This is a genomic window from Brevibacillus parabrevis (genome assembly GCF_003710905.1).
Classification (GTDB): Bacteria; Bacillota; Bacilli; order Brevibacillales; family Brevibacillaceae; genus Brevibacillus; species Brevibacillus parabrevis.
The window spans coordinates 1-13,491 of sequence record NZ_RHHV01000021.1 but is presented as its reverse complement, the minus strand read 5'-3'; the positions used below and the strand labels follow the sequence as shown (position 1 = coordinate 13,491).

Annotated in this window: 10 protein-coding genes; 3 read left to right on the top strand and 7 right to left on the bottom strand. The window is 48.9% G+C overall.

The window, feature by feature from the left end; genetic code table 11:
• Nucleotides 1-71 precede the first annotated feature (71 nt).
• The 3 genes from EDM60_RS25190 to gnd all read right to left on the bottom strand — a co-directional run bounded on the left by EDM60_RS25190 (nucleotide 72) and on the right by gnd (nucleotide 5,029).
• The gene (locus tag EDM60_RS25190) at nucleotides 72-2,663 is read right to left on the bottom strand and encodes a metallophosphoesterase (protein ID WP_122966407.1); all 2,592 of its coding nucleotides are present in this window, start codon (nucleotides 2,661-2,663) and stop codon (nucleotides 72-74) included.
• Nucleotides 2,664-2,666: 3 nt separating this feature from the next.
• Nucleotides 2,667-3,932 (bottom strand): class I SAM-dependent methyltransferase, encoded by a 1,266-nt coding sequence (locus tag EDM60_RS25185; protein WP_122966406.1) that lies wholly within the window; start codon nucleotides 3,930-3,932, stop codon nucleotides 2,667-2,669.
• 200 nt (nucleotides 3,933-4,132) lie between these two features.
• On the bottom strand, nucleotides 4,133-5,029 hold the full coding sequence (gnd, locus tag EDM60_RS25180; RefSeq protein WP_122966405.1) for a phosphogluconate dehydrogenase (NAD(+)-dependent, decarboxylating): 897 nt from the start codon (nucleotides 5,027-5,029) through the stop codon (nucleotides 4,133-4,135).
• A gap of 242 nt (nucleotides 5,030-5,271) precedes the next feature.
• Here gnd and EDM60_RS25175 point away from each other — a divergent pair, with 242 nt between their 5' ends.
• The 3 genes from EDM60_RS25175 to EDM60_RS25165 all read left to right on the top strand — a co-directional run bounded on the left by EDM60_RS25175 (nucleotide 5,272) and on the right by EDM60_RS25165 (nucleotide 9,316).
• Entirely contained in the window at nucleotides 5,272-6,141 is an 870-nt protein-coding gene (locus tag EDM60_RS25175; RefSeq protein ID WP_122966404.1) for a MurR/RpiR family transcriptional regulator, read from the top strand.
• A 280-nt stretch (nucleotides 6,142-6,421) separates the two neighbouring features.
• Nucleotides 6,422-7,963, top strand: a complete 1,542-nt coding sequence (gene gntK / locus EDM60_RS25170; RefSeq protein ID WP_122966403.1) for a gluconokinase — start codon at nucleotides 6,422-6,424, stop codon at nucleotides 7,961-7,963.
• 24 nt (nucleotides 7,964-7,987) lie between these two features.
• Nucleotides 7,988-9,316: a GntP family permease gene (locus tag EDM60_RS25165; protein WP_122966402.1), complete on the top strand. Its 1,329-nt coding sequence runs from the start codon at nucleotides 7,988-7,990 to the stop codon at nucleotides 9,314-9,316.
• Between the two features lie 555 nt (nucleotides 9,317-9,871).
• On the opposite strand, the gene EDM60_RS25155 is transcribed toward EDM60_RS25165, so the two are convergent.
• From EDM60_RS25155 to EDM60_RS29285, 4 genes are all read right to left on the bottom strand, one after another.
• Nucleotides 9,872-10,330, bottom strand: coding sequence for a hypothetical protein (locus EDM60_RS25155; protein ID WP_122966401.1), 459 nt, complete (start codon nucleotides 10,328-10,330; stop codon nucleotides 9,872-9,874).
• Between the two features lie 415 nt (nucleotides 10,331-10,745).
• Nucleotides 10,746-11,342: a pentapeptide repeat-containing protein gene (locus tag EDM60_RS25150; RefSeq protein ID WP_122966400.1), complete on the bottom strand. Its 597-nt coding sequence runs from the start codon at nucleotides 11,340-11,342 to the stop codon at nucleotides 10,746-10,748.
• 321 nt (nucleotides 11,343-11,663) lie between these two features.
• Nucleotides 11,664-12,137 carry a hypothetical protein gene (locus EDM60_RS25145; protein WP_122966399.1) on the bottom strand — a complete coding sequence of 158 codons (474 nt, stop codon included), beginning with the start codon at nucleotides 12,135-12,137 and terminating at the stop codon, nucleotides 11,664-11,666.
• Nucleotides 12,138-12,143: 6 nt separating this feature from the next.
• Nucleotides 12,144-13,491 (bottom strand): CdiA C-terminal domain-containing protein (locus EDM60_RS29285; protein WP_482758290.1); only part of this gene is annotated, 1,348 nt, incomplete at its 5' end.

The following is a 13,491-nucleotide window of genomic DNA, read 5'->3' as shown; positions in this document are numbered from 1 at the left end:
TGCCACAAAATGAGGCGCCGCTCCTTCGTTGCTCGAAGGCGGACTTGCTTCTTTTCGTATGCGCCCTCCCCCTACAGACGAGGGTCGATCTCTTTCTCCTGCGCGACTTCAAACAGCATCGTCGCCACGGTTTGCTGGTACGCTTTGTTCTCTGGTGAAATATCCGCCAGCTTGACGCGCAGCATGCTTTGGCCCAGCTCGTGCTCTTTTTGGGCGGTGCGCAGTTTTTGCCCGATGTGCTTCTGTTTCACCAACTTGCGATATTTGTGCGGGAAACGGTAATCGTAGCCGTAAATGATCGACAAATATTCGGGATTTCGCACCTTCATCGCCGGAACTGTCTTGCCGTTCGGCAGTTCGGGCTTGATGACGATCCCTTCCATTTGCTGCTCCAGTGTCGTCGTTTGGAAAAAACGGGCGGCTTGTTCATACGCCCTGTCTGCGTCGTCCAGATCAATCACGGCGCACGCATCTTCACTGACAAAGCGGTACCACTCAGAAGTTCGGCCATCGGGAAGCCGCTCTTCTCCGTTGGCATCAATCAGCTTGAGCACAGCAAACGGCTTGAAGGCAAGCTCGCCAGACTCTCCGTACAGGACGAGCTGCTTTTCATAAGTGGCATAGGCAGCCAGATGCTGATCGAGCGGAACCAAGCTGTCTTTGATTTCGCGGACGTGCTTGTAGTTTTGGTACAACGTCGGGCCGTACTGGGCTGCCAACGCGTTTTTCGGGAGATGAAACTGTTCTTTTGCAAATCCGCTGGCGTCGTATTCCCCGATCAGCTTGTGGAGCGCCTGTTCAAAACCGTGCTCCTGCAAGTAAGTCAGCTCGCTTTGCAGAGCGGCACCGATCGGTTTGAACTGCTTTTCGATCAGCCCTTCACCGATTGCCCTCCATGGCAGCAATTCGCCGTCAAGCAGCAGCATCTCTACCTGATTTTCTTCCATATACGCTGCGAATTTGGCAAGCAGCTGTTCATAAATCGGGGTTAAATCCACCTGCTTGATCTTGTAGCCGTTGCGGCTGACCGCGAAGCAATGCTCCATCGTCCGATGCAAATACACATTGCAGCGCGAGCCCATGTATTTAGGCTGAAGCACCACTTCTTTTACCCCGCGCTCGGCAAAATAGCGCAGTCCCGCTTGCAGCGACTCCAGCTCGCCTGTCGCTTCGTCCTTGTCTGCCGGGGGCATCGTCCCGGAAATGAAATTGATTTTATGTTGCAGGCAGTAATCAAGTCGACGAACTTCTTCGCTGGCAAGCTCGGCAAGTGACACCTCCCGCTTCGCCTGGAACAAGGTCGGCAATGCTTCGGTAATCGCCGCATGTGTGGAGCGCTCTGTTTTGTACTGCGGTCTGTGTGTGATCATGACGGAGGTCAGCGCATTTCCGTGCACGCATCCCGTATCGAGATGAATTTTGTTTTTCAAACGAAACGCCTGCTTCGCCGCTACGTGTCCGAACAAGTGATACGGGTGGTTGCTCACCGCTTCTTCAGCCAAAAAGGTCAGTTGTTGTTCGAGCGCATCCGTCCGGTCAATCCGGATGTTGCGCTGATTGCGAGCGGCAATCGTGTCGAGCTTGCCGATGTATTTGTTTGCGCATGGCGCATGTGTCACGTAATAGGACGGACCTGTAAGCGACTGGACGCGGTAAAACGGCTGCGAAATCGCGTACAACTGGTTGAACTTTTCGTGCAATCGCGGATCGGCGCGCAATACGGCGACAGAGTCGAAGTACGTCTCCAACAACGTCGGCTCCGCGCCCTTGATTTTTCCTTGCAAAAAGTGGTAGACAAAATGCTCGTGATTGCCCAGCACGAACAGAAAATGCTCCTGATTGTCGTACAAAAATTCGATGATCTCGCGAGTTTGCTTGCCTTTATCAATCCAGTCGCCAGCGAGTATCACCTGCGTGTCGCGGACTTTGTCTGTCGGAACAAGCCGATTGTCCTCCAGCTCGTATCCGTAGGCGACAAGCAGCCTTTTCAGTTCTTGGACACACTCATGCACATCGCCAACGATGATGTACTTTTTGTCTGGGGCAAGAATCGTAGCCAAATAGTCTGCCTTGTTTTCGATGTGCACCTCATAGGAAGTCGCGCCATTTGTCCCGTGCTCTGCCGCAGCAAAATCTTTGGCCCGGATTCGGTGTATTTTGGCGTACCCTTCTTTGGACAAGGCGCGCAGCACTTCTTTTTTCAGCCGCAGGATGTGGCTCGAAATCAGCTTTTTCGACCGCTCGGAGGCGTAATAATCCTCGCGCTTGTGGTAATCGAATAAGATGACTTCCACGTTGTAATGATTTTCCTTCGCGATCTCCCGGACACGCGCGCGAAAATCTTCGGCCAGGCCCGTCGTGTCGACGACCACGAAAGGCGCGTTAATCGGGAAAGACGTGACCAGCCGCAGCTTTTCGAACAGGAGGCGAAACGCTTGTTCACTCGCTTCCAGCATGACCTGATCGTACTTGTCGTACGCATACCCGAGCAGTTCCTGGCGCAATTGATCCGAAGAGATGTACGCCACATTGGCTTGCAGCCGTTTCCCCGCATCCGCGATTCCAAGCTGCGGGATCAGCACTTGCTGGGCAAATGTCGTCTTCCCGCATTCGGTCGGGCCGACGAGCATGAAAATCGTATGGACGTTCGTCGATATACGCATCGGTTACGCCCTCCTTTTTCTGAGAATGACACCTTGTGTCGTCGGCATTCCGTTGACCTGATCGCCGATTTTGACAAACTCGCCCTCGACACCAGCCGTTTGCATGATCTCGTTCATCCACGTCTGGAAAGCTTGCTCGCCCATCTCCCATTTGTGGTCGTCGTGCCGAAAACCGGACAATTCGTAGTACGGATTGAAATCCGCATTCGGTGTCGTGATGATAAAGCTTGCAAAATCGACCTCGCGGCAAAGCTGCAAAATCAGCGCTCTCGCCTCTTTCGTGCTCATGTGCTCGATCACTTCGGTCAAGATGATGTCGACCTGCTCGCCATTGTATTCGAGCAAGAACGTATCGACGGAAGGAAACAGGACGATATTGTCGACCTCTTTCGCCACGGCTTTCCGGTTGACCAGTTCCAGCCGCTCTTCGTCAATGTCGACCGCGTAATAGCAATGCGCCAGCTTCCCGGCAAAAGCAAGGGCGTAAAATCCTTCGCCGCAGCCGACATCCAAAATCGGGCGCGAAAAGGGCAGCTGTCCCGCAATAAAGTTTCTGCGCTGCATGCCCGTGCTGCCATACTCCAGATGCATCTCGTAACGATCCGTCTGTTCGAGAGCAGCCTTGTATTTGCGATAATGCTCCCGCTTGGGCAAAAAGTTTCGCGAGAACAGGCTGCGAATATAGAAAGGCGCGTCCATCGCCTGGATGCTCTTGATGTATTTGTCGAGCAAGCTGTCGGAAATATCGAGGTGCTCTTTGCCGAACGTCGCCAAAAACAGGCAGAGCACGCTAGTCACTTGCAGCAGGTCGTGCAAGCTTTTTTGCGTCCGAATGGTCAACGCGTAGCTTTTGTCGGCCCTGTGCTCGATTTCGAAGGAAAAGTCTTTGACGTGGTTTTGAAAAAAGGCAATGTAGCGCACCAGCTCGATATGAACCATGTTGATGAAAAAAGTATGCGTGTAGCCTGCAACGTCCCGTTCATCCCGCGATTTCAACGGTGCCGAAAAGTATTCGCCAATCGCATGAAGCGGAAACAAAGGCGTGTTATAGCGCGACAGGTTCAAGTATTCGAAATGCTCGTGTTCATACTGTTTATAGGATATTTCGTTGTCGGCATCTTTAAAATAAACGTGGTAGCGGGAAGCATCCGAGTACCACCCGTAGGCGATTCCTTTGCGCACCGACCGCAGCGATAGTCCGGTCGCCGGATTTTTTTTGATCAGAAACGAAAAATCCGGATTGGTGGATTGCAATGATACGATAGCCATCTGTTCTCTCTCCTTCCAGCCAAGCTTGCTTTGTTGTATTTCCATCTTCTTCTATTTGGCTGGACGTGAACAGGGCAGAAGTATTACGATTCACCTTTCCTTTTAGCGATAGGCACAAAAAAAGAACCTGCTTGCACAGGTTCTTGCGTCGTTATTTCTTCGCCAGGGCGTTGACGACATCGTCATCCTTTTTGGTGCTGTTATTTCTTTTCTACCGCATGTCCGCCAAATTCGTTGCGCAGCGCAGCGACAACTTTGCCGTGGAAGGCATCCTCGTCCAGCGAGCGATAGCGCATGAGCAGCGACATCGCGATCACAGGAGTGGCTGCTTGCAGGTCGAGCGCCGTTTCCAGCGTCCATTTTCCTTCGCCGGAAGAGTGCATGACGCCGCGAATGTCATCGAGCTTGGCGTCTTTGCGGAAGGCACGCTCCGTCAAGTCCATCAGCCAACCGCGGATGACAGAGCCGTTCGCCCACACGCGGGCCACTTCGGCGAAATCGTAGTTGTACTGGCTTTTTTCCAGCACCTCGAAGCCTTCCCCGATCGCTTGCATCATTCCGTACTCGATCCCGTTGTGAATCATTTTCAAAAAGTGACCGCTGCCCGCATCGCCCGTGTACAAGTAGCCCTTGTCCACGTTAATGTCGCGAATCATCGGTTCGATGTGGGCGAACGCTTCCCGATCCCCGCCGATCATCATACATGCCCCGTGGCGAGCGCCTTCCATTCCGCCGCTTGTGCCCGCATCGAGAAAATGAATGCCATTGGCTTTCAACCGTTCGTAGCGCTCTACAGATTGCTTGTAATGCGAGTTGCCACCGTCGATGACGATATCGCCGGGAGCGAGAATCGCAGACAGCTGATCAACCAGCTGGTCGACAATCTCCCCTGCCGGAACCATCAGCCAGATGACGCGTGGCGCATCCAGCTTCGCTACCGCATCCTCGACAGAAGCAGCCGGAATCGCTCCTTCGCGGCTCAGTTCTTCCGCACGGCTTTTATCTACGTCGTAAGCGACAACCTCATGCTGATGAGAAAGCAAATTGAGTGTCAGATTGTACCCCATTTTACCTAGACCGAGAATCGCAAGTTTCATTCGCGTACGTCACTCCTTTTGGGATGAACTCTGTTAGTTTGTATTATAAGACAAAAATTTTCATCTTTCATCAGAAATGAAGAAAATTTTTTCGAAACTAGGAAACGACCGTCTGTTTCTCCTATACTAGCAAGTAGGAAATCATTTGCATTTGTCCTGTACGAGCCTTTTTGGCAATATCTTTTGCTGAAATATAGATGGCATTCCAGTACGATTCAATTCAATTCAGGAGGTCGCATTTCATGCCAGATACAACTTCGCACACGCCTGTCAGTGTGCTTGCGCAGCTACGCGCCATTTACACACAGTTAAGCGGCAAAGAACAGCAGATTGCCGATTACATTTTGCAGCATGCCAATCAAATCGTTCATTTCTCCATTACCGAGCTGGCCGATCAGTGCCAGTGCGCGGACGCAACCGTCTTTCGGCTTTGTCGGCGGCTCGGTTTTCGCGGGTACCAGGCGTTTAAAATCGCGCTGGCCAGCGAAGTGACCAATCCAAAACAAACGATCTACCAGGAGATCAATCTGGACGACGACGACATCGGCGCGATTGCCGAAAAAATTTTCACCGCGAATCTGGAAACATTGCGGGACACCCTGCAAATCATCAACAAGGATGAGCTGCTCAAAATCGTCTCCTGCCTGGAAAAAGCGACTCGCATTGAATTTTACGGCTCTGGCGGCTCGGCTGCGATCGCCCAGGACGCCTACCACAAATTCATGCGGACAGGCATTCCCTGTATTCATCACTCGGATGCCCATTACCAGGTCATGTCCGCTTCGTTGCTGACGGAAGGCGCGGTAGCCGTAGGTTTCTCCCACTCCGGCTCCAACAAAGATATTTTGGCAGCCCTGCGCGTAGCCAAGGAGCGCGGCGCCAAAACGATTGGCATTACGAGCTACGGCAAGTCTCCCCTCGTCCGTCTCGCCGACATGTGCTTGTACACGACTTCGCGGGAAACCGTTTTTCGCACGGAAGCTTTGTCTTCCCGCCTCGCCCAGCTCAGCCTGATCGATTTGCTGTACGTGGCGGTTTCCTTGCGCAGACAGGACGATACGATCTCCAACATTCAGCATATCCGAGAAGCTATCTCGCTCAAACGCCTGTGATCAGGCGTTTTTCTTTTTCCCTCCCAAACCACCAAACGGCTATTTTTGGTAATACTATCGATGTGAATATGAAAAATGAAATAATTTTTTTCTTTTATATTAACAAATGAAAAAAATTTCGCTATAATCTCGTTATCAACACGCCACTCGGTTGAAAGCGTATACAAATGATCGTGACTGTTTCCATTCTCTTCGGAGCCAAAAGAACAGGCGGCAAGCGGTCCGATCTTACTTTTAGGAAAACATCGAGACGTTTTTCGCGAAAAAAGGGTGAAAGCACATGAAGCAAAGCTACTTTATCGGTCTTGATATCGGGACAACCAGTACGAAAGCGATTGTCTTCACAGCATCTGGAGCCGTTCGCGGGACTGGCAATATCGACTATCCCCTGCTGGTGCCGAAAGCATCGTGGGCTGAGCAAGACCCGGAAACGATCTTCGCCGCTGTCGTTGCCGCATTGAAACAGGCGATTGAACAAGCGGACATCGGGCAGAACGAAATCGGCGGCATCGGCTTCTCCACCGCGATGCACAGCCTGATTGCCGTAGATGCGCACGGAAATCCCCTGACGAACAGCATCATCTGGGCGGATAACCGCAGCGCGGCACAGGCAGAGCGGCTCAAGGAGGAAGGTGTCGGCCATTCGATCTACCTGGCGACCGGAACGCCGATCCACCCCATGTCGCCGCTTCCCAAAATCATGTGGCTCAAAGAGAATCAGCCCGATATTTCCCAGAAGACAGCGAAGTACATTTCCATCAAGGAATATGTGATCTATCGACTGTTCGGTCAGTACGTGGTTGATTACTCCATCGCTTCGGCTACGGGACTGTTCAACTTGCGCAAACTGGACTGGGACGACGACGCGCTGCAGGTTGCCGGCATCACGAAGCAACACCTGAGCGAGCCAGTGCCGACTACCCATATCCTGCGGGGAATGAAGGTACGCTATGCGGAAGAGATCGGGCTTGATCCCGACACGCCTTTTGTGGTCGGGGCAAGTGATGGCGTGCTGGCCAATCTCGGCATCGGTGCCATCGACAACGGTCAGGTAGCCATTACAATTGGGACGAGCGGAGCTGTTCGGACAGTCGTGCCCGAGCCGATCACCGATCCGAAAGGCCGCACGTTCTGCTACTTGCTGACGGAGAATCATTGGGTCATCGGCGGCCCGTCCAACAATGGCGGGATCATGCTCCGCTGGTTCCGCGACGAGTTCAGCTGGCCGGAAGTCGAAAAAGCGAAGCAGCTGGGCGTCGATCCTTACGACGTCATGATTCAGGCAGCTGAGCATGTACGCCCCGGCGCAGATGGGTTGCTGTTCCTCCCCTTCTTGTCCGGCGAACGCGCGCCCTACTGGAATGCGCAGGCGAGAGGTTCTTTTTTCGGCATCGGCCTGCACCACAAACGGGAGCATTTCATCCGCGCCGTCCTCGAAGGCATTTTGTTCAGCGTATACAGCATTGGCATCGCGCTCCGCGATCTGGCTGGCGGCGCCAAGGAAATTCGCGCATCCGGCGGCTTCGCCCGTTCCAAGGAATGGCGGCAAATCATGTCCGATATGTTCGGCTACGAGGTGCTGATTCCTGAGAGTCACGAAAGCTCCAGCTTTGGCGCCGCCCTTTTAGCGATGCACGCGCTTGGAGCATTGGACAATTTGCATGATGTGAAAAAGATGATTCACATTTCGCACAGGCATGAGCCGGACCTGGAGCGATCCAGCATGTATCTGGAGTTGTTTTACATTTACGAGCGCGTTTACTACAACCTCCTGGAGGAGTACAAGCTAATCGCCAAGTTCCAAAAACAGTTGAACAACTAGACACATCAAACGGAGGGTTCTATCATGCCACTTCTCATTACGTTGATCTCGATTCTCTTCCTCCTCGTTCTCATCACGCGGTTCAAAGTCAACCCGTTTGTCGCGCTGTTGCTCGCGGCCGGGTTTGTCGGAATCGCTTCCGGGATGCCGCTCGTCAAAGTCGTCGACTCGATCAAAGACGGGATGGGCGGAACGCTCGGCTTTATTGCGATCGTGCTCGCGCTTGGCACCATGCTTGGAAAAATGATGGCGGAATCCGGCGGCGCAGAGCGAATCGCCCGCACCCTGATCCGGCTGTTCGGTGAAAAAAACGTGCACTGGGCCATGATGTTCGTCGCCTTTATCGTAGGGATTCCGGTCTTCTTTCAAGTAGGCTTCGTTCTGTTGATTCCGCTCGTCATTACGATTGCCAGACAAACGGGCGTCTCTTTGCTGAAAATCGGGATTCCGCTCATCGCCGGCTTGTCCATCGTGCATGGCATCGTGCCTCCGCACCCTGCTGCCATGGCAGCGGTCGATCTGTTCCAGGCCGATGTCGGCAAGACGATTTTGCTGTCCATCATCGTAGCCCTGCCTGCTGCAATCATCGCCGGGCCGCTCTACGGCAGCTGGATTGGCAAGCGCATCCAGACGAGCATCTCGCCTGAGCTTGCAGCGCAAATGGCGGAGCCAAAGGACGAGCGCGAATTGCCTGGCTTCGGAATCACTGTCTTTACCGTGCTTTTGCCTGTGTTTTTGATGTTGCTCGCGACTGTCGCCGATGTAACATTGCCGAAGGAAGACGCCTTGCGCCAATGGGCTGATTTTATCGGCAGCCCGATCACGTCCCTGTTGATTGCCGTCATCATTTCGTTCTGGACACTCGGCTTCAATCGCGGCTTTACCAAAGACGACATTCTCAAATTCACAAACGACTGCCTCGCTCCTACCGCGACAATCCTGTTGGTCATCGGTGCGGGTGGCGCGTTCAACAAAGTTCTGCTGAACAGCGGCGTCGGCGATTACATCGCTGAATTGGCCAAAGCCTCCGCGATTTCGCCCATCCTGTTGGGCTGGCTGATCGCTGCCTTGATCCGCGTAGCTACCGGGTCCGCTACCGTCTCCATGATGACGGCAGCAGGAATTGTCGGGCCTATCGCCCTGCAAGTTCCCGGAACCAGCCCGGAACTGTTGGTACTGGCAACAGGCTCCGGCTCGCTGATCCTGTCTCATGTGAACGATTCCGGCTTCTGGCTGATCAAGGAATATTTCAACATGTCGGTGCAAGATACGCTGAAGTCGTGGACGGTGATGGAGACGATTTTGTCGGTAGTGGCGATTATTTTGATTATGGCATTGAGTTTGGTTGTGTAGGATGGAGGTAGTACAGATGTAATGGAGCAGGGCATTCTTTCTGGTGGGATTGGGGGAGTGTCCTGTTTTTGTTTGTGTTGGTTGTTTGGTTTTGTGTTTATGGTTTGGTTTATGAACGGATTTATTAGTTCTTGCTCGATATTATGTGTAATATGTCAACCCCGCCTATTTTTCTTGGCTTTTTTGTTGGTTTATTTAGCACTGGATGGAGTTTTTACAAATTTAAAACAACCTTTATCTTGTCAATATGTAGATTCACTTGGTCTTTTTGTTCCGGGTTATCCCTAATAAATTCCACACATGTTTCTTTCAAGCAATCATAGAAATCTATATTTTTCATAATGATTTCGTTATACGAAGAAGTGTTAATGAAGATCATTATGCCTTCTTTAAATTCAATCTCCTCAGAATGCTCTGGAAGTTCATATCCCATCATATGATCTTGCCACGGCTCTCCATTGGATAAACACTCTGGCACATCAAGTAAATCGCTCTTCAAAAAGGAAAAAAATCTTGAATGACTGGCTGTTTATCTATCAACATAAACCCTCCTAATTACCATAATTTCTTCCCTCTAATACAGGGTGTACTCTTTCTATTTCTCCAGTAGTTGGATTTTTCCATCCTCCAAACAAACTTATAAAAGCTTTTGACGTCATCGCCTCCCAAAACACCCGTTGCAACCAGGTTGCCCGCATCTACCGCCGCGCCCCACAAACCAGCCAGCGTATCCCCAAAAGCCGAAAACTTCCCTTCCACCTCGGCGATTTGGTTATCCGAGGTGCGCTTCGTCATGACAGCGAGAATCCCGTTGGCCGCTACATCTTGCTCAAACGCACTTAACAGTTGCGGGCAAGAATGCCGGGCACTCGCTTCCAGCTGAATGTTTTCACTGCTCGCATTTGCTTCTTCGATTAGCTCCAAGGCATCTCCTCCCGTTTTGACCGTCAATCCTTCTGTGCCGGACAAATGAACAGCCGCCCAGCGTAAACTCTTTGCCTTGAGGGTTGCCAAACGATTGGTCTCCTGGGTCCTGCATTTTTTTCGCTTGCTTCTGGACGGTTTCGTCGCCTTGCGGGGTGTTGCGCACGGAGTTCATGACCATGCCGTCGTCTTCGTCGCCAGGGAAGTATAGCTTGAGTTCGGCATGAAGTGTATAATATCTGATTATTCATCGTTTTCTACATGCCAAAAAGCTCATTCCTACTCGTAATTCAAGTGGAAAGAGCTCTTGAAAGTTTATCAAGTGTTTGCATTGCTTAGCATTTGTTTGTAGGTTGTATTGTACGATCTTGTTATTGGAGTTGTAACCGGGTTTACACAAAATTTTAAACAAGGCCTTAGCATGTGATATCAGAAAAAAGAAGCTACATCGCGAAGTAATATGCATTTGTTGGAATTATTTACAGATCACTACATACTTATTCGCTTATTCGCATTTTTCTAACATCCATTCCCTTGCTTTTTCTGATTCCAACAATATTGGTTTCTCCGATGTACCAATATTTATACTCTCAATAAAGGCTTCTTCTATACCTTTAATATTTTTTAATGTTACTCCGTTTAACAATGTTTCTTTAAATGTCGAAACACTTATATCTACATTTTCTAGTCTTGCCCAACTAAAATCCGTTAAGTAGAACGATGCATTAATCAAATTACAATCTACTAAATATGCATTTCTAAATATTGCTTCCCAACAATCACCTTTACTAAATCTACTGTTTTTAATGACACAGTTAGAAAAATCTGTATATCTAAGATCTGATTTATAAAAATCGCATTTATCTAAATATGCATTTTTAAATGTTGACGAGGCTAATAATGATGTGTAAAAATCGATATTTTCCAGTTTGAGATCATCAAAAGTACACTCTATTAAATATGCTTGTTCAAGAAATGTATCGGATAAATCAAAACTTCTTAAGTCCACTTCATCTAACTTTAACATCTCACCTTCTTTACCAATTGTCTCAACCCACTTTTTATGCAAATCAAACATATTAAGAATATTTCTTTCTTCCATTTTCTCACTCCTTAAGGGTACCACAATATTCTATCTGCTATTCCTGCTTCATCAATTGCTTTCATCAGTTGTTCAATATGCTCAGGCACCATTTTTTTTGTATCAATAATTATGTTATATCATGGTGGTATCTGACCATAATCAACCTGTTCAATGTAACGCTAGTACGTTATTTAGGGTATGAAATTAAAGCATTTGATGTGCGTACAAATGAAATTGCGAAATCTTCATACGGGCATTACATAGGTTAGATGTGTTATTGGTTAAATGATGAGCTCATCCGGCACTAGGTGGCCCCACGGATTTATTCACATATACATCTCAGTTTGACAATTCTTTTTCAATATAAGGACGATCAAGTAAACTAAGTAGACTTGTGGTTAAATACTTCGCTTGATACTGGTCTAAAGCGTTATTGACAAATAGCTGACCATTCTCAATTCTAAGCAACTGAGCTGAACCATCTTCTAGAAATAATAGATTTCCATCAATATGTCTTATAAGCTTTCCCATAACTTTAAACAAAAGCTCTAGTCCTTGATAAAATGTATTACCAAACAATTGAATTCTGATGCATACATTAACATCTAAGTTATAATGCCTTCTAACAAAAACGATATCAGAGACATCTTCAATTTCAAGAGCCAATGAAAATAGCTCAGACCCGATAACTATTTCCTCATCGTTACAACTAAATGATGCCTTCTTGTTCGCAAACTCGGTAGTAAATCTTTCTAGCATCTCTCCTAATGAATTATTACCTACATTAGATCGTAAAAACAATTCATAGTCCATTCATTTCTATCCCCCAAATACCCTTGTAATTTCCCCATCTTTCACAATAAATAGTTCTTTTAAGTTCTTTAAATCACCGTTTGGATTTGCTTTTCTTAAAATCCCTTGAATAATTTCGGTCACTTTTTCAGAAGGGAATTGATCTAAATTAAGAACTATTCTTTCTGCTTGTGTTTTAGTCTTTTTGGTTATGTTTCTAAGAATGTTATCAACATTTGTTTCTATTGTTGGTGCATAACAATCAAATACTTTACCTTCAATAACGAAATCTGGATTTGACGACTCTTTTATTCCGTATCCATTACCACCGTTTACTTCATCTAGCATTTCAATGTCATATCCTTGATCTGCCATTAGATTGGCTGTTTCGCTCTCTTTCTTAATACCGTGTGAGTCACCTTTGGTATAGTTTCCTTTAGGTTTTCCACCTTTAGGTAGAGACGGTTCTGTTAGATTAACATCACCCGTCCCCTCAGCCCCTGCCTTTTCCTTCTCATAAGGCTGATTTTTATTAGCATCATTCCCCTTCTTATCAGTAACTGGCTCATCATGCTGAGAATGCCCGGAATCTCCGCTTGCCTTTCCTCCTTTTGGCGGCGTTGTTTCATGTGGAATGTCCTTATTACGAGGAGCCTCACTGACATGGCCCTTTGACGTCTCAATATGCTGCAGCCCATGTCCACCTTTTTTGTCTTTAAAGAAAGAAATGTTCCAAACCGAAAAGCTTTGCCCAAAAACCGGATCGACCATTACCTCCTCTTTAATTCGGATCTTCTCGAAGATTTGTTTCAGCATGTTATGCTGATACTTTTCCGTTAGCAAATCAAAATCCTTCAACACATCATCAAATAGCTTGGCCTTCGTCTTGAGTTTCCCGTCCTTAAGTGGCGTGCCTTCCAGCAGGTCATCTACACCGGACCCGTGCAAGAGACCGCCTCTCCCTTTTCCGCCGTCCGCATCCACATCTGTATGGGGTTGCTTGCCATGCGGCGCGTCCACATCCAGCTTCGCCACCGATTTGCCGCCTTTTAATGCTGCTGTGCCCATTCCAACGCTATACACCGTCAGCACGGCTTCCGCTACGACCATGTCTTTCTTGAACTCGTTTTGCCCTTTTGCGTAGCTTTCGTCGACCGAACGGGTCCACAGACCGCCGTGCAAATTATCCTGTTTGTACTTCTCGTCTTTTACAAAAGGGTCGATGTAATCGTTGTATAATCCTGTCCCGATCGAGACGGCTGCGTCGCCTGCATCTTGGGCTACGTCCTGCCATGATTTTTTGCCCGAAGCCACTTTCTCTACATATTCGGCTGTGTTGGTGGCGACTTCCACCGCTCCTTTGGCCAGATTGTTC

Excerpts from the sequence above, each read along its gene's own strand:
- gnd (WP_122966405.1), bottom strand. The coding sequence starts at position 5,029 with ATGAAACTTGCGATTCTCGGTCTAGGTAAAATGGGGTACAATCTGACA.
- EDM60_RS25175 (WP_122966404.1), top strand. The coding sequence starts at position 5,272 with ATGCCAGATACAACTTCGCACACGCCTGTCAGTGTGCTTGCGCAGCTA.
- gntK (WP_122966403.1), top strand. The coding sequence starts at position 6,422 with ATGAAGCAAAGCTACTTTATCGGTCTTGATATCGGGACAACCAGTACG.
- EDM60_RS25190 (WP_122966407.1), bottom strand. The coding sequence starts at position 2,663 with ATGCGTATATCGACGAACGTCCATACGATTTTCATGCTCGTCGGCCCG.
- EDM60_RS25165 (WP_122966402.1), top strand. The coding sequence starts at position 7,988 with ATGCCACTTCTCATTACGTTGATCTCGATTCTCTTCCTCCTCGTTCTC.
- EDM60_RS25150 (WP_122966400.1), bottom strand. The coding sequence starts at position 11,342 with ATGGAAGAAAGAAATATTCTTAATATGTTTGATTTGCATAAAAAGTGG.
- EDM60_RS25185 (WP_122966406.1), bottom strand. The coding sequence starts at position 3,932 with ATGGCTATCGTATCATTGCAATCCACCAATCCGGATTTTTCGTTTCTG.
- EDM60_RS25145 (WP_122966399.1), bottom strand. The coding sequence starts at position 12,137 with ATGGACTATGAATTGTTTTTACGATCTAATGTAGGTAATAATTCATTA.